Here is a 14,806-nt window from a genome sequence, read left to right as displayed (position 1 = left end):
CAGATCACGGGCGACGGGTTAGCGTCGCGGGCATGGTTGATGCCTTGTTCGGGGTGCCTCGGTTGGTGGCGATCTATGACTCGCTGGATGCTGGGCGGGGGGATCTGGAGCATTACGTCGCCATGGTGGGGGAGTTCGGGGCGCGGCAGGTGCTGGATGTGGGGTGCGGGACGGGGGAGCTGGCTTGTTGGCTGGCTCGTATCGGCGTCGAAGTCGTCGGTGTGGATCCGGCGGAGGCCTCGTTGGAGGTTGCTCGGGGCAAGGAGTTTGCGGATCGGGTGCGGTGGATCCATGGGGATGCGACGACGTTGCCGCCGCTGCAGGTGGACTTCGCTGTGATGACGGGGAACGTGGCGCAGGTCTTCCTGACCGACGAGGAGTGGTCGGCGACGCTGGACGGTGTGCATGCGGCGTTGAAGCCGGACGGGCGGTTCGTGTTCGAGACGCGGGATCCGGCGCGGCGACAGTGGGAGGAGTGGACGCGAGAGCCCACGCATCAGGTGCAGCCGGTCCCGGGCGGTGGGACGGTGGAGGTCTGGAGCGAGCTGGTCAGTGTCGAGCTGCCGTACGTGACGTTCCGGGGTACGTACGTGTTCTCGTCGGACGGCGCCGTACTCACGTCGGACTCGACGTTGCGGTTCCGGGAGCGGAGCGAGGTCGAGGATTCGCTGACCGCGGCCGGGTTCACGGTGGACGACGTACGGGAGGCGCCGGATCGGCCGGGCAAGGAGTGGGTCTTCGTGGCTAGGCGGCGGTGAGCAGCGCCGTCAGGGTGTGGTGGGCCGTCCGGGACATGACCGGGTTGGTCTCGACGTAGTACCAGAGGCAACCGATGGCCTGCGCGAACGACCAGCCCATCCCGCGGCGCCACTCGTCGTCATCACTGCCGAGCGCGCTGCGGAAGGCGGCGCGCGCGGTCGGGTCGAGGAGGTTCCACGCGGGCTGGAGGTCCATCGCGGGGTCGGAGACGGTGAACGTGCCGACGTCGATCACGCCCGCGAGCCGGCCGTCCTCGACCAAGAGGTTGCCCGGCATCAGGTCGCGGTGGGTCCAGGCGTCGGGCTTGGTGCGCGGTGTCGTACGGAGGTCGGCCCACAACCGAGCGAGGCCGTCGACGTCGATCAGGTCGCGGCTGCGCTCCAGCCCATCGACGACGTATTTGTCCTGCGAGGTCAGTACGCCACCGCGCCACGTGCCGGTGAACACGCGTCCGTCGGTCGGCTCCGCGCGCAACGCCAGCACGAATCGCGCCAGATCCTCGGCGAACGCTGTCGAGCCTGCCACGTCGGCGTCGTACGCGATCGTCCCGTCGATCCAGCTGTAGACGCTCCAGGGCAGCGGATAGTCGAGGCCGGGCACCCCGATCTCGACCGGCTCAGGAGTCGGGTACGGCGAGATGCGCCGCAACCGGCGGGCCGCATCGGCCTCGTCCTCGAGCTCGGCCCGCACCGTCGCAACGTCACCCGGCAGAATCGGGAACCGCGCCACGAGGTCGTCGCCGATCCGGAAGAGCGCGTTGACCGTCCCGTGTGACGACACCGAGCGAACCGCGAGCCCACTCCACTCCGGGAACTGCTCGCGCACCAGCCCCTCGACCAGCTCGACCGTCACGCTCAGCTGCCCCGCATGCATCACCACGCGCAGCAGTATCCGGGACGACAGGGTTCAGTGGGAGGCGAGTGGGCGGGCTCGGTCGGTGGCGAGGCGGATGGCGAAGGCGGCGAGGGCGGTGCCCATGAGGTAACGGTGGATGCGCATCCAGGCCGGGCGGGCGGACAGGAAGACGGCGATGGAGCCGGCGGTGATCACGAAGACGGCGTTCATGACGACGCCGACCGTGAGTTGGGTGAGGCCGAGGATCAGGCTCTGCAGACCGAGATGGCCGCGGGACGGGTCGAGGAACTGCGGGAGCAGCGAGATGTAGAGGATCGCGATCTTCGGGTTGAGCAGGCAGGTCAGCAGGCCCATGCCGAACAGCTTGCGCGGGCGGTCGGGGTTCAGTTCCTGGGTCGCGAAGACCGACGAGCCGCCGGGACGGAGAGCGTTCCAGGCGAGCCAGAGCAGGTACGCCGCACCGGCAAGCTTCAGCGTCAGGTAGATCTCGGGGACCAGCGCGAAGAGTGTGGCGAGACCGGCGCTCGCGGCGAGCAGGTACACAAGAAAGCCGATGCCGACCCCGGCGAGCGAGATCAGGCCGGCGCGGCGACAGCGCGGCCCGGACCGCGGCCGGAGTTTTCCACAGGTGAGATCGGCGGTATTCCACTCGCGGTTCGTCTTCACCCTCGGTTAGCGTGGGGTGCGTACGCCTGACGGTTTGTGAAGGAGACGGTATGAGCGACAAGTCCAGCGAGCCGGCGGACGATCTGCAGAAGAAGTTCCGGGAAGCGCTCGAGAAGAAGAACGCCGGGAAGCACTCGCATCCGGGATCCGGGGTGCGGGGGCAGGGCGTCGGCGACGCGCACAACGACAAGCAGAAGCGCCAGTTCAGGCGCAAGTCCGGCAGCTGAGTTCCGCCAACTGTCCATCCATCCGCATGAGCCCCGGGTTGCCGCCCGGGGCTCGACCTTTGTGACGGCCGGGAGTGGAACCGGGGCTCGACTAGAGTCGGTTTCGTGAGCGTTCCGCTGCATTTCGTGGTGAAGACCCGGCTGGTCGAGGTCGTCGAGGGTCTGGGCGAGGGCGCGGCGTTGCCGCCAGAGCGGGTGCTCGCGAAGGAGTTCGGGGTCTCCCGCTGGACGATGCGGCAGGCGATCCGGGAGCTGATTGCGGACGGGCGGCTGCGGGCGCGGCAGGGGCAGGGCACGTTCGTCGCGACGCCGAAGCTCGTGCAGCCGCTCGCGCTGGTGAGCTACACGGAAGCGCTCCGGGCGCAGGGTCATACGCCGGCACGCGAGGTCGTGGAGTTCGACGACCTTGCCGCGGACGCAGTACTCGCGGAGAAGCTCGACATTGCCGAGGGCGCGCCGGTCCACCGGCTCGAGCGGGTGCTGTTCGCGGACGGGCAGCCGATCGGGCTCGAGACGACGTACCTCTCCGTTGAACGCTTCCCGACCTTGAAAGAGGTGCTGGATCCCACCGGCTCGCTGTACGGGTGCCTGACCGGTCAGCTCGGGGTGCAGTTCGGCGAAGGGGAAGAGCTCGTCGAGACCGTCATCGCGACGCCTCGTGAGGCTGACCTGCTGAAGGCGACCCAGTCACTCCCGATGCTCCTGCTGCACCGCAAGAGCCGGGACACCGCCGGCCGCCCGATCGAGGCGGTCCGCTCGCTGTACAGGGGCGACCGCGTCGGCTTCCGCGCCACCCTCCGCCCCTAGATCCGCGCTGGGCCGGGCCCTAGATCCCCACCTGTTCGCCGTCGGTTCATCCGGCGGTCGGTCTCTTCGCACGCGCTCTTCATTGGTCCGGACCAATCTATGGTCCGACGAGAGGAGCGAGTGTGCGGGTGGTTGTGGTCGGTGGAGGTGTCCTGGGCACGTTCCATGCCTGGGAAGCGGTACGGCGGGGGCACGACGTGGTCCAGGTGGAGCGCGAGCTCGAGGCCCGTGGCGCCAGCGTGCGGAACTTCGGGCTGGTCTGGGTCAGCGGGCGCGCCGACGGCGCCGAGGTGGAGCTGGCGCAGCGGGCGCGGGACCTGTGGGCGGAGCTGCCGCGGATCGGCGTACGGAAGGCCGGCTCGCTGACGGTCTGCCGGAGCGAGGCCGAGGTCGCCATTGCCAAGGAGGCGGCAGCTCGGCCGGATGCGGCGGCGCGTGGGTTTCAGGTGCTCGACGCGGAGCAGACCCGGGAACGCAACCCGGCGTTGAAGGGCGAGCTGCAAGGTGCGCTGTGGTGCGCGCGGGATGCGATCGTCGAGCCGCGGGAGGTGGTGCCGGCGCTGCGTACCGAGCTGATGAAGTCGGACCGCTACCAGTTCCTCGGGGGCCGGGAAGTGCGCAACGTTCAGGACGGCCGGATCGTCGACGACCGCGGTGAGGCCCATGAGGGCGACCTTGTCTTCCTCTGCACCGGGGCGTGGCACAGCGGGCTGGTCCGCGAGCTCACCGAGGACCTCCCGGTACGCCGGGTGCGCCTGCAGATGATGCAGACAGCGCCGCTCGACGACGTACTCACGACCGCGGTCGCCGACGGGGACAGCTTCCGGTACTACCCGGCGTACAACGCCGATGATCTCCCGCCGCAGGCTCCCATCGCCGAGGAGCACCGGATGCAGCTGCTGATGGTGCAGCGCGCGCACGGTGGGCTGACCATTGGTGACACCCATGAGTACGACGAGCCGTTCTCGTTCGACGTGCGCAGCGAGCCGTACGAGTACCTGCGCGCGACGGCCGAAAGCATCCTCGGGCGCGAACTGCCCGCGATCACCCAGCGATGGGCCGGCGTGTACTCACAGGCGACCAACGACGAGGTGGTCGTACGGCGGGAAGTTGCTCGCGGCATCCACTTGGTGACGGGACCGGGCGGCCGGGGGATGACGATGTCACCCGCCATCGCCGAGGCGAGCTTCGAAGGGCTCGGCGCATGATCCAGCTCGCAGTACTCGACATGGCAGGTACGACGGTTGCCGACGGCGGCCTGGTGGAACAGGCATTCACCGCCGCGATCGGTGCCCAGGGCATCGAGCCGGGCACACCGGAGTGCGAGCGGATGATCGCGCATGTCCGCGCGACGATGGGCGAGTCGAAGATCACCGTCTTCCGTGCGCTGCTCGACCGTGAAGAGGCGGCGCAGGAGGCGAACGCGGCGTTCGAAGATGCCTACAGCAACCTGATCGACGGGCTGAAGCCGATCGACGGCGCAGCGGACGCGATCCGCCAACTCAAGGACGCCGGCATCAAGGTCTGTCTGACCACCGGCTTCTCCGAGACCACCCAACACCGAATCCTGACCGCACTCGGCTGGCAGACGCTGGCCGACCTCACTCTCTGTCCGGCTCAGGCGGGCCGTGGCAGACCGTATCCGGACATGGTCCTGAAAGCGCTGCTCGAGCTGAAGACCGACAGCGTGGCGAACGTGGCCGTGGCCGGCGATACCGCCTACGACATGACGACGGGGATCCGGGCCGGTGCCGGGATCGTCGCCGGCGTCCTGACCGGTGCCCACGGCAAACAACAGCTCGACGCCGCGGGTGCGACGCATGTACTCGAGTCGGTCCGGGAACTGCCCGGCCTGCTCCTCGATCGAAGGCTGGAGAAGTGAAGGCACTCAAGACCCTGCTTGCCGCGACGTTGGTGTTGACGGCAACCATCAGTGTGACGGCGTGCGGTGGGACCGGAGTCGCGGCCACCGGCGACGGCGGCAAGAAGACCGTCACCGTGTACACCGCGGACGGCCTGGGCGACTGGTACAAGACCCGGTTCGACGCGTTCACCCAGAAGACCGGGATCAAGGTCCAGACCGTCGAGGCCGGCTCCGGCGAGGTGGTGTCGCGGCTGCAGAAGGAGAAGTCGAACCCGCAGGCCGACGTCCTCGTGACGCTGCCGCCGTTCATCCAGAAGGCGTCGCAGGACGGCCTGCTGCAGAAGTACGCCGTAGCCGGCGCCGATCACGTCAAGGGCGTCAAGGGCGACGACTACGTCACGGTCGTCGACAACTACCTGTGCTTCATCGCGAACCAGAAGGCGGGTACGCCGAAGACGTTCGACGATCTGCTCGACGCGAAGTTCAAGGGCAAGCTGCAGTACTCGACGCCGGGTCAGGCCGGTGACGGTACCGCCGTACTGCTGCTGCTTCAGCACCTGCTCGGGAAGCCGGGCGCGCTCGACTACGTGAAGAAGCTCGAGGCGAACAACGTCGGTCCGTCCGCGTCGACCGGCAAGCTGCAGCCGAAGGTCAGCAAGGGCGAGCTGCTGGTCGCGAACGGCGACGTACAGATGAACGCGGCATCGATCGCCAACGACAAGTCGGCGTTCAGCATCTTCTTCCCCGCTGGTGCGGACGGGAAGCAGACCACGCTGGCGCTGCCGTACGTCATGGGGCTCGCGGCCGGTGCGCCGAACGCCGATGGCGGCAAGCAGTTGATGGACTACCTGCTCTCGACCGACGCGCAGCAGACGGTCTCGAAGGACGCCTTCGGGGTTCCGGCGCGGGACGACGTGAAGCCGACCGACGCGAACTTCCAGACGGTCGAGAAGGTGACTGCCGGCGTCGAGGTTTGGCAGCCGGACTGGTCCGCCGTGCTGAGCGACCTGGACGGCGATGTCGCGGCGTACACGAAGGCTGTTGGATGACGGTTCAGCTCGAGGACGTGACCGTGCACTTTGGCGGGACGTGCGCGCTGGAAGGGTTCGACCTGAGCGTCGCGGCCGGTGAGACGGTCGCGCTGCTCGGGCCGTCCGGGTCGGGGAAGTCGACCGCGTTGAAGGCGGTGGCCGGGTTCGTCCGGCCGACGCGCGGGCGGATCCGGCTGGGCGGGAAAGACGTCACCGACCTCCCGCCTGCCCGGCGGGGGATTGGGGTGGTCGTGCAGCAGTACGCGCTGTTCCCGCATCTGCGGGTCGCGGACAACGTGGCGTTCGGGCTGCGGGCGGCCCGCAAGCCCGCGAGCGAGGTCCGGCGGCGGGTGGGCGAGATGCTCGAGATGGTCGGGATGACGGCGTACGGGCGGCGCTTTCCGCGGGAGTTGTCCGGTGGGCAGCAGCAGCGAGTCGCGATCGCGCGGGCGCTGGCGATCCAGCCGTCGGTCTTGCTGCTGGACGAGCCGCTTGCGGCGCTGGACGCGCAGCTGCGGGCGGACATGCTCGGTGAGTTGCAGAAGTTGCGGCGTGAGGTGCCGGATATTGCGATCGTTTACGTCACCCACGATCAGTCGGAGGCGTTGGCGCTCGCGGACCGGATCGCGGTGATGCGCGATGCTCGACTTGTCGACATCGCGCCGGCCGCCGAGTTGTACGCCGCACCGCCGACGGCCTTCACCGCGTCGTTCCTGGGCGGGGCGAACCTGCTGCCGGTCGTGGTGGACGACGGTGTCATACGGGTGGCGGGCGTCGTGATCCCGGGGCTGAAGCCCGAGGAGGGGAAGAGCCTGCTGTGCATCCGCCCGCATGCAATCCGCTTCGAGCCGCCAGCGGCCGCTAGCGCGGCCGCGGCGGCTGGTGTGAGCGCGGCTGGTGTGGCGGTGCCGGGTGGTGCGGGCGCGCCGCCGGCGGCGGGTGGTGTGGGCGTGCTGGGTGCGGGCGAGGACACGGTGAGGTTGGTGGGGCGGGTGGTGGCGGCGCAGTGGCGGGGGGCTTCTAGTCAGGTGAGTTGTGTGGTGGATGGGCTTGCTGATGTGGTGGTGCGGGTTGATGTGCCGGCTGATCGGCGGGTGCCCGAGCTGGGAGCGGCTGTGGTGATTGTGTTGCCGGTGGAGGCGTGCAGCTTGGTGCCGGCGGGGGTGGGGTGATGGCTGTCGAGGCGTTGGGGGCCACCGTCGTCGTGAACAGCCAGCGGCGGGACGGGTGGTGGTTGTGGATGTTGCCGCCGTTGCTGGTGATCGCGGTGCTGGTCGTGTATCCGCTGGTGCTGGTGGCGATCGAGTCAATCCCCGCATGGGGTGACGTCGTCGGGTCGGTGGAGTTCCGGGACGCGCTGGTGCGTACCGTGCAGATCGCCGTGAGCTCGACGGCCGGCTGTCTGATCGTCGGAACGTTCCTCGCGGTGGTGATCAGCTTCGTGCCGTTCCCGGGTGCGCGCGTGGTCGCCGGGCTCGTCGACACGATGCTGGCGCTGCCGTCGTTCCTGGTGGCGTTGTCGTTCACGTTCATCTACGGCACGACCGGGATCCTGCGCGCGGGCGGGTTCCTCACGTCGCCGTGGTCCGTCGTACTGGCCGAGGTCGCGTTCTACACGCCGTTCGTGATGCGACCGTTGCTAGCAGCAATGAGTCGGTTGCCGCGGGCACAGCTCGACGTGGCAGCCAGTCTCGGCGCCGGCCCGTGGCGTGTACTGCGCCAGGTCGTGCTTCCCGAGGTCCGCCCGGCGCTCGTCGCGGGCGGCAGCCTGACCTTGCTGCTGACCCTGAACGAGTTCGGCATCGTGCTGTTCCTCGGTGCGAAGGGGACGACCACCTTGCCGATGCTCGTGCATACCAAGGGCATCGTGATGTTCGACTACCCGGGCGCGTGCGTGATCGCGGTCGTCCAGATCGTGTTGTCGCTCGGGCTGTACGCCGTACTGCGGATGGCACTGGGAGGCCGTCGTGCTCGTCTGGACTAGGACCGGGAAGGCAGTCGTCTGGACCGCGTTCGCCGTGGTGTTCGGGCTGCTGGTGTTGCTGCCGTTCGTGGTGGTGATCGCGGCGGCCTTTGCGGGCTCGTGGAACGGCGTACTGCCTTCGGATCCGACGGGGGCTCACCTGCGCGAGGCGTTGTCGGGTGACGAGCTCGCGTCGTTGTCGGTGAGTCTGCAGACCGCGTTCATGGGCGGGTTGCTCGCGGTGGTGTTCGGGACATGGGGCGCGATCGCTGCCTATGGTTCGCGGTTTGCGAGAGTTGCCGACGCGATGCATCACCTGCCGATCGCCGTGCCGTCGGTGGTGGTCGGGCTCGGCCTGCTGGTCGCGTTCTCGCGGCAACCCGTGCTCCTCAACGGGACCAAATGGATCGTGGTGATCGCACACCTGGTGCTGATGGTTGCCTTCAGCTACGGAACGGTTGCCGCGGCGCTGCAACGAGTCGATCCGTCGTACGCCGACGTCGCCGCCTCGCTCGGTGCCTCGCCGGCGCGAGTGCTGTGGCGGGTCCGGCTCCCGATGCTGCTGCCCGCCATTTCCTCGGCGGCCGGGCTGTCCGTCGCGTTGTCGATGGGCGAGGTCGGCGCGACAATCATGGTGTACCCGGCGTCGTGGCGGACCTTGCCGGTGAGTATCTTCGCGCTGACCGACCGCGGTCAGACGTTCGTCGCCGCGGCCGAGGCCGTGGTGTTGCTGGCGGCAACCGTCGTCCTCGTCCTCATCCTCGATCGGCTGCGGGGCCGGGCTGTGGAGCGGTGACGGACTCGAGCAGGGCAACCAGCCGGCCGACCTCGGGCTCCCAGCCCAGGCGGTGGTTGGCGGCGTCCTCGGCGTCGGCGAAGCCCGTGTGGCTGAGGACCATCCGGGTGCCGTCGGCAACTTCGGTCAACGCCACCTCGACCCGGGTCGGCTCGTCCTCGGTGCCGTCCCACTTCCAGCTGAACACCAGCCGGCTCGGCGGCTCGACCTCGAGGTAGCTCCCGCGGACCACGTGTGGCCCCATCTCGACGACGTACTCGCCGCCGACCCGGACGTCGGCCTGCACCAACAGATCGAGCTTGGGGTTCGGGCAGTACCACCGGGCCAGCAGTTCCGCGCGGGTCCAGGCGTCGTACACCCGGCCGATCGTTGCCGGAAGCACCCTTTCGATCCGGATCTCAGTGTCCATCGTCGTCCCCTCGCAGGAGTTCTTCCAACCGGTCAACGGTGCTGTTCCAGTACGTCGTGAGGTCGCCGAGCCACTGCTCCACCTCCGACAGCGCCTCCGGACGGAGCGTGCACACAACCGTCCGCCCGACCCGGCGCCGGCGCACCAGACCCGCGTCCACCAGCACGCCGACGTGCTTGGTGATCGCGGGCGGGGTGATCCGGTGCGGCTCGGCGAGCTCGCCCATCGTCGCGTCGCCCCGGCTCAGCCGGCTCACGATCGCCAGCCGAGTCGGGTCCGCGAGCGCTCCGAACGTTTTCGGCAGCCCAGTCAGCACCTGCAACACTTCACCAGTTGGTGAATTAATCTGTCAAGGGCGCACCTCGAACACCAGGTTGAACGGCGTCTCCGCCACGATCCGGAACCGAGTGAACCCGGCGGCCTTGGTGACGTCCCGGATCCGCGCCGGACCGGCCTGGGTGCCGAGCGCGAGCCCCACCGGCTGGGACAGTGACGCCGGTGTGCAGAGCAGCGTGGAGAAGCCGTAGTACGCCCGTCCAACCGGGTTGAGGTTGTCCTCGACGCGGTCGCCGGCCATCGGCTCGACCAGCATCCAGGTGCCGTCGGGCGCCAGCGCCTCCCGTACGTGCCGGGCCGCGCCGACCGGATCGCCCATGTCGTGCAGGGCGTCGAACGTCGTCACCAGGTCGAATCCGGACCCGCTGAAGCTGTCGGCCGGTGAGACCTCGAACGACACCCGATCGGCGACACCTGCGTCCGCCGCACGCAGCCGGGCGGTCTCGATCGAGGCCTGGTGGTAGTCCGAGCCGATGAACGTCGACCGCGGGAATGCCTCGGCCATCAGGATGGTCGACGAGCCGTGCCCGCAGCCGATGTCGGCCACCGTCGCACCCTGCTGGAGCTTCTCCACCACGCCGTCGAGCGCGGGAAGCCAGCTCGGCAGCAGATTGGCGTTGTACGACGGCCGGAAGAACCGCTCGCACCCGACGTGCACATCCGACGTGTGCTCGTGCCAGCCGACCCCGGCACCACTGCGCGCCGCCTCGATCGTGTCCGTGGTGTGCTGCAGCGTGCCCAGCGCGATCTGGAAGAAGCCGGGCAGGTACGCCGGGCTGCTCGGGTCGGTCATGGCGACGGCGTGCTCCGGTGGCAACGTGTAGCGGCCGGTACTCGCGTCGTACTCGACGATCCCACCTGCGGCCTGGGCGTTCAGCCATTCGCGTGTGTAGTGCTCGTCGGTGCTGGTCCGCTCGGCCAGCTCGGACGGTGTGGCCGGGCCCTGATCGCTGAGCGCCTGGTAGTACCCGAGTCGATCGCCCATCACCACCAGCGCCGCATTCAGCGTCGCACCTACCTCGTCCACAGCCTTGAACACGAAGCCCATCAGTTTGTCGGCGTCGATTGCAACAGTCATTTGCTTTGCCCCCTAGTGGTTTGCGTACCCGAGCGAACCTAGGCAACGTGGACTGACCGTCGCATCAGGTGGGGCACCTGGTGCACACTGCGAGACATGCTCATCGGGCGGGAGGCTGAGCGCCGGGTGATCGAGCAAGTGATCGCGGGGGCGCGTGTCGGAGCCGCTGGGGTGCTGCTCGTCACCGGCGAGCCCGGCATCGGTAAGACCAGCCTGCTGGACGAGGCCGCCGCACAGGCCGACGGACTGCGCGTCCTGCGTGCTCGCGGCGCCGAAGCTGAGCAGGAGGTGCCGTTCGCGGCGCTGCTCCAACTACTACGACCAGCGCTGTCCAGCCTTGACCGTATCCCCGGTCCCCAACAGTCAGCACTAGCATCCGCGCTGGCGTTGAGACCTGACACCGGCACTCCGGCGGACCGGTTCGCTGTCGGCGCTGCAACCCTGAGCCTGATCTGCCGGTACGCCGAAGACGCCCCGCTCGCACTGATCATCGACGATGCACACCTGCTCGACCGTCCGTCCGCAGAAGCCTTGCTGTTCGCCGCGCGACGCCTGGTGGCCGATCCGATCGTCATGCTGATCGCAGCCCGCGCGCACGAACCACATGCGCTGGAGGCCGACCTGCCGAGGCTGCAGCTCGACGGGATCACGCTCGAGGCCGCGCAGCAACTCGTGCCGCACCTGCCGGGCGACCTGGTCGAACAGCTCTACCGAACTGTGGCAGGCAACCCACTGGCCCTGCTCGAGCTCGCAGACGACCCGGACCGCTTGCACCGTACGCCGCCTGGTGTGCCGCTCGCAGTACCGACGATGCTCGCGGAAGCCTTTGTCAGCAGGGCAAACCGACTCGACCCGGATGTGCGCACGGCCCTGCTGGTCGCGGCGATCGACGACTGTGAACTCGGAGCCGTGGCGCGAGCGTGCGCAGAGTTGCGCGTGGACGTCGCGGTACTCGAGGAGGCAGAGGCAGCCGGACTGGTTGCGATCCGCGATGGTGAGGTCGTCTGGCGGCATCCTCTGGTCCGATCCGCTATCTACACGAGTGCTGATCCAGCAGCGCGACGTACTGCGCATCGCGCGGTTGCCCGCAGTACACCGGACGAGGACCGGCGTGCCTGGCACCTGTCCGAGGCAGTGCTAGGCGCTGACGACGAGGTGGCCGCCGCACTGGTCGTTGCGGCTGAGCACGCCGCGGCTCGCGGGGCGCATGCAGTCGCTGCGACGGCGTACGAGCGGGCAGGGCGACTGAGCGAGGGGCTGCAGGACCGCGCAGTCAGGCTGGTGTCCGCTGGCGAGGCGGCGTGGTCGGCCGGACTTGCGGAGCGGGCAGACGCCTTGCTTGCTGACGCGTTGATGCTGCAGCCGCCGCTGTCGGTGAAACTTCGGGCGCAGGAGATTCGCGGCGACATCGAAGTGAAGTGCGGCTCGCCGCGCCGGGCTCGCGACATCCTCGTGGCCGCAGCGGCCGAGTGCACGGACCCGGAGGTGGCCACCGGGCTGCTGGCTGATGCTGTCGGGGCGTGCTTTCGCCTGTGTGATGCCGCAGCAGGGCTGGAGGTCGCGCACGAGTTGGATCGGCTCCGCCCAGCGCTCGAGCGACCTGGTCCACGGATCATGGGCATGCTCGCGAGCGGTGTGGCGAAGGTGCTCGCCGGGGACGGCGGGATGGATCAGATCCGTGCGGCGATCGGGCTGGAGCCGTCGGACGAGCTGGACCGCGACCGCCGCCGCCAGGTGTGGATGGTGATGGCCGCGCTGTTCCTCCGCGAGACCGGCACCGGCCGGACGATGCTGCAGCAGGCGATGCTCGAACGGCGGGAGCAGGTCGCTCTCGGGACGCTGCCGGGCCTCCTGTTCGTGCTGGCGCGGGACGACGCGACAACGGATCGCTGGGCCGATGCGGAGACGTCGTACGACGAGGGGATCCGGTTGTCACGTGAGACCGGGCAGACGACCGAGCTGGCGATGAACCTGGCCGGACTGGCGTGGTTGTGGTCGCACGAGGGACGAGCGGAGTGCCAGGAGCTGGCTGCGGAGTGTCTGCGGATCTGTGCCGAGCAGGAGATCCACCTCGGCACGCTGTGGTCCCTGTTCGCGTTGGGCGACCTGGAGTTGGGACGGGGCGATCCGGCGGCGGCGCTACCGCAGTACGAGCGGCTGGTCGACGTGCTGGCCGAGTATGGGTTGAAGGATCCGGACCTGTCGCCGGCACCCGAGCTGGTTGAGGTGTACCTGCGGCTGGGGCGTGTCGACGATGCGCAGCGTGTGGCTGACGAGCACTCCGCTCTGGCTGAGGCCAAGGGCCAGCCATGGTCGTTGGCCCGGGCCGCACGGGCGCGCGGTGTTGCGGGTGACAGTGAGGACGACTTCCTGCTCGCGCTGAGTCGGCATGAGGTGACGCTGGACGCCTTTGAGCTGGCGAGGACACGTCTTGCGTACGGCGCATGGCTGCGGCGGGTACGGCGGCGTGTCGACGCGCGCACGCAGCTCCGGCTCGCGGTGGAGGGTTTTGACGGGCTGGGGGCGCTCGGCTGGGCTGACCAGGCCGCTGCTGAGCTCAAGGCGACCGGTGAGACCGCACGGCGTCGTGTGCCGAGCACTGCGGACGAGTTGACCCCGCAGGAGCGGCAGATCGCCGTACTGCTGGCTGATGGGCACAGCATCCGGGAGGCGGCGGCACGGCTCTTCCTGAGCCCGAAGACCGTCGAGTACCACCTGCGCAAGGTCTACACGAAGCTGGGCATCCACTCCCGCACGGAGCTCGCTGAGGCCTTGGGGCGAACGTAGGCTGGCGAGTATGAGGCAGCCGTTCACGGAGACCAGCGGAATCGCCCGGCACTGGGGCTTCGAGGATCTAGCGGCCAAAGGACCTGTCCAGCGGCTCACGCTGTTCACCGGCGTCCCGGTCTGCCTGATCACCGGGTACGCCGAGACCCGCGAACTGCTCGCTCATCCGGACGTGGTGCGCTCACCGCTCGACGGGCCGCACCGCGACACGATGCTGGACGACCTGATCAGCCGCACCGAGCGGCACATGCTCGGTGCGAACCCGCCGGACCACACCCGGCTGCGCAAGCTGGTCACGGCCGCGTTCACCCGCCGCCGGATCGACGCGCTGGAGCCGCGGATCCGCGAGATTGCGACCGGCCTGCTCGACGAGATGGCCGCGGCCGGCGACCGCGTCGATCTGGTGAACGCATACAGCTACCCGCTGCCGATCACCGTGATCTGCGAGCTGATCGGTATTCCGCCGGTCCGCCGCGAGGACTTCCGGCAGTGGTCCTCCGTGTTCGTGAACGCCTCCATGCACACCGCCGAGGAGTACATCGAGGCGACCACGCTGATGCTCGACTTCGTCCACGAGCTGATCGTGCAGAAGCAGCAGGCGCCGACCGACGACTTGTTGTCCGGCCTGATCGCGGCCCGTGACGGCGGCGACCGGCTCAGCGAGGACGAGCTGACCTCGATGATCTTCCTGCTGCTCGCGGCCGGCCACGAGACCACGGTCAGCCTGATCACGAACGGCGTACACGCGCTGCTCCGGCACCCCGACCAGCTGGAGCTGCTGAAGGCCGAGCCGGACCGGCTGCCCGCGGCGGTCGAGGAACTGCTCAGGTACGACGGCCCGCTGCAGGCGGCGATCCCGTACATCGCGCAGGCGCCGATCGACATCGCCGGGAGCCGGATCGAGGCCGGCGAGGTGATCGTGTTCGCGCTGCTGCCGGCGAACCGCGACCCGCGGAAGGTCGAGCGACCGGACGAACTCGACATCACCCGGCCGGACTCCGCGCACCTGGCCTTCGGGCACGGGATCCACCACTGCCTCGGTGCACCGCTGGCCCGGCTGGAGGGCCGGATCGCGCTCGGCATGCTCTTCGAACGCTTCCCCGACCTCCGCCTGGCCGAGCCGGAGCGCGACCCGGTTCGCACGCCCGGCCTGCTGATGAACGCGATCCGCGAACTGCCCGTACAGCTCTGACCACAGTCGGCTGCAGGTCCTGAACATTCGGTGAAC

General features: G+C 68.9%; 16 protein-coding genes. 11 read left to right on the top strand and 5 right to left on the bottom strand.

Annotated elements, in window-relative coordinates:
* The first annotated feature begins 32 nt into the window (after positions 1–32).
* The gene (locus tag ABT313_RS34150) at positions 33–758 is read left to right on the top strand and encodes a class I SAM-dependent methyltransferase (RefSeq protein WP_350862307.1); all 726 of its coding nucleotides are present in this window, start codon (positions 33–35) and stop codon (positions 756–758) included.
* On the opposite strand, the gene ABT313_RS34145 is transcribed toward ABT313_RS34150, so the two are convergent.
* Both ABT313_RS34145 and ABT313_RS34140 read right to left on the bottom strand, forming a co-directional pair.
* Positions 745–1,632 carry an aminoglycoside phosphotransferase family protein gene (locus tag ABT313_RS34145; protein ID WP_350862457.1) on the bottom strand — a complete coding sequence of 296 codons (888 nt, stop codon included), beginning with the start codon at positions 1,630–1,632 and terminating at the stop codon, positions 745–747. The two genes, ABT313_RS34150 and ABT313_RS34145, sit on opposite strands and share 14 nt — an antisense overlap.
* A 33-nt stretch (positions 1,633–1,665) precedes the next feature.
* Entirely contained in the window at positions 1,666–2,280 is a 615-nt protein-coding gene (locus ABT313_RS34140) for a LysE family translocator (protein WP_350862305.1), read from the bottom strand.
* A gap of 50 nt (positions 2,281–2,330) precedes the next feature.
* Between ABT313_RS34140 and ABT313_RS34135 the strand changes: the two genes are divergently transcribed.
* The 8 genes from ABT313_RS34135 to ABT313_RS34100 all read left to right on the top strand — a co-directional run bounded on the left by ABT313_RS34135 (position 2,331) and on the right by ABT313_RS34100 (position 8,968).
* Positions 2,331–2,507 carry a DUF5302 domain-containing protein gene (locus ABT313_RS34135; protein ID WP_157996243.1) on the top strand — a complete coding sequence of 59 codons (177 nt, stop codon included), beginning with the start codon at positions 2,331–2,333 and terminating at the stop codon, positions 2,505–2,507.
* A gap of 105 nt (positions 2,508–2,612) precedes the next feature.
* Positions 2,613–3,314: a GntR family transcriptional regulator gene (locus ABT313_RS34130; RefSeq protein ID WP_350862303.1), complete on the top strand. Its 702-nt coding sequence runs from the start codon at positions 2,613–2,615 to the stop codon at positions 3,312–3,314.
* A gap of 122 nt (positions 3,315–3,436) precedes the next feature.
* Positions 3,437–4,522, top strand: coding sequence for a TIGR03364 family FAD-dependent oxidoreductase (locus tag ABT313_RS34125; RefSeq protein ID WP_350862301.1), 1,086 nt, complete (start codon positions 3,437–3,439; stop codon positions 4,520–4,522).
* Positions 4,519–5,196, top strand: a complete 678-nt coding sequence (locus tag ABT313_RS34120; RefSeq protein WP_350862299.1) for a phosphonatase-like hydrolase — start codon at positions 4,519–4,521, stop codon at positions 5,194–5,196. Before ABT313_RS34125 ends, ABT313_RS34120 begins: the two co-directional genes overlap by 4 nt.
* Positions 5,193–6,227 carry a 2-aminoethylphosphonate ABC transporter substrate-binding protein gene (locus ABT313_RS34115; RefSeq protein ID WP_350862297.1) on the top strand — a complete coding sequence of 345 codons (1,035 nt, stop codon included), beginning with the start codon at positions 5,193–5,195 and terminating at the stop codon, positions 6,225–6,227. Before ABT313_RS34120 ends, ABT313_RS34115 begins: the two co-directional genes overlap by 4 nt.
* Positions 6,224–7,381, top strand: a complete 1,158-nt coding sequence (locus ABT313_RS34110; protein ID WP_350862295.1) for an ABC transporter ATP-binding protein — start codon at positions 6,224–6,226, stop codon at positions 7,379–7,381. Before ABT313_RS34115 ends, ABT313_RS34110 begins: the two co-directional genes overlap by 4 nt.
* A complete protein-coding gene (locus ABT313_RS34105) occupies positions 7,381–8,193 on the top strand; it encodes a 2-aminoethylphosphonate ABC transporter permease subunit (protein WP_350862293.1) in 813 nt (270 codons plus the stop codon). Before ABT313_RS34110 ends, ABT313_RS34105 begins: the two co-directional genes overlap by 1 nt.
* On the top strand, positions 8,177–8,968 hold the full coding sequence (locus tag ABT313_RS34100) for an ABC transporter permease (protein ID WP_350862291.1): 792 nt from the start codon (positions 8,177–8,179) through the stop codon (positions 8,966–8,968). The genes ABT313_RS34105 and ABT313_RS34100 overlap by 17 nt, the downstream gene beginning before the upstream one ends.
* Here ABT313_RS34100 and ABT313_RS34095 read toward each other — a convergent pair.
* Genes ABT313_RS34095 through ABT313_RS34085 form a run of 3 tightly spaced genes read right to left on the bottom strand, consistent with a single transcriptional unit; the run spans position 8,928 to position 10,791 of the window.
* Positions 8,928–9,377 (bottom strand): SRPBCC family protein, encoded by a 450-nt coding sequence (locus ABT313_RS34095; protein WP_350862289.1) that lies wholly within the window; start codon positions 9,375–9,377, stop codon positions 8,928–8,930. The genes ABT313_RS34100 and ABT313_RS34095 overlap by 41 nt on opposite strands.
* Positions 9,367–9,693 carry an ArsR/SmtB family transcription factor gene (locus tag ABT313_RS34090; RefSeq protein ID WP_350862287.1) on the bottom strand — a complete coding sequence of 109 codons (327 nt, stop codon included), beginning with the start codon at positions 9,691–9,693 and terminating at the stop codon, positions 9,367–9,369. The genes ABT313_RS34095 and ABT313_RS34090 overlap by 11 nt, the downstream gene beginning before the upstream one ends.
* Positions 9,694–9,726: 33 nt before the next feature.
* Positions 9,727–10,791 carry a class I SAM-dependent methyltransferase gene (locus ABT313_RS34085; RefSeq protein ID WP_350862285.1) on the bottom strand — a complete coding sequence of 355 codons (1,065 nt, stop codon included), beginning with the start codon at positions 10,789–10,791 and terminating at the stop codon, positions 9,727–9,729.
* 96 nt (positions 10,792–10,887) lie between these two features.
* Here ABT313_RS34085 and ABT313_RS34080 point away from each other — a divergent pair, with 96 nt between their 5' ends.
* Both ABT313_RS34080 and ABT313_RS34075 read left to right on the top strand, forming a co-directional pair.
* A complete protein-coding gene (locus ABT313_RS34080; protein ID WP_350862283.1) occupies positions 10,888–13,578 on the top strand; it encodes a helix-turn-helix transcriptional regulator in 2,691 nt (896 codons plus the stop codon).
* Between the two features lie 10 nt (positions 13,579–13,588).
* Complete coding sequence (locus ABT313_RS34075; RefSeq protein WP_350862281.1) at positions 13,589–14,770, top strand: cytochrome P450 family protein; 1,182 nt, start codon at positions 13,589–13,591, stop codon at positions 14,768–14,770.
* Positions 14,771–14,806 lie beyond the last annotated feature (36 nt).

Origin of the sequence: Kribbella sp. NPDC000426, assembly GCF_040300265.1 — a bacterium.
Taxonomy (GTDB): domain Bacteria; phylum Actinomycetota; class Actinomycetes; order Propionibacteriales; family Kribbellaceae; genus Kribbella.
The sequence above is the reverse complement of the archived record's forward strand: the minus strand, read 5'-3'. Positions and strand labels throughout refer to the sequence as shown.

Coding starts and splice junctions, on each gene's coding strand:
- ABT313_RS34150 (WP_350862307.1), top strand. CDS start 33: ATGGTTGATGCCTTGTTCGGGGTGCCTCGGTTGGTGGCGATCTATGAC.
- ABT313_RS34145 (WP_350862457.1), bottom strand. CDS start 1,632: ATGCATGCGGGGCAGCTGAGCGTGACGGTCGAGCTGGTCGAGGGGCTG.
- ABT313_RS34135 (WP_157996243.1), top strand. CDS start 2,331: ATGAGCGACAAGTCCAGCGAGCCGGCGGACGATCTGCAGAAGAAGTTC.
- ABT313_RS34120 (WP_350862299.1), top strand. CDS start 4,519: ATGATCCAGCTCGCAGTACTCGACATGGCAGGTACGACGGTTGCCGAC.
- ABT313_RS34110 (WP_350862295.1), top strand. CDS start 6,224: ATGACGGTTCAGCTCGAGGACGTGACCGTGCACTTTGGCGGGACGTGC.
- ABT313_RS34105 (WP_350862293.1), top strand. CDS start 7,381: ATGGCTGTCGAGGCGTTGGGGGCCACCGTCGTCGTGAACAGCCAGCGG.
- ABT313_RS34095 (WP_350862289.1), bottom strand. CDS start 9,377: ATGGACACTGAGATCCGGATCGAAAGGGTGCTTCCGGCAACGATCGGC.
- ABT313_RS34085 (WP_350862285.1), bottom strand. CDS start 10,791: ATGACTGTTGCAATCGACGCCGACAAACTGATGGGCTTCGTGTTCAAG.
- ABT313_RS34080 (WP_350862283.1), top strand. CDS start 10,888: ATGCTCATCGGGCGGGAGGCTGAGCGCCGGGTGATCGAGCAAGTGATC.
- ABT313_RS34075 (WP_350862281.1), top strand. CDS start 13,589: ATGAGGCAGCCGTTCACGGAGACCAGCGGAATCGCCCGGCACTGGGGC.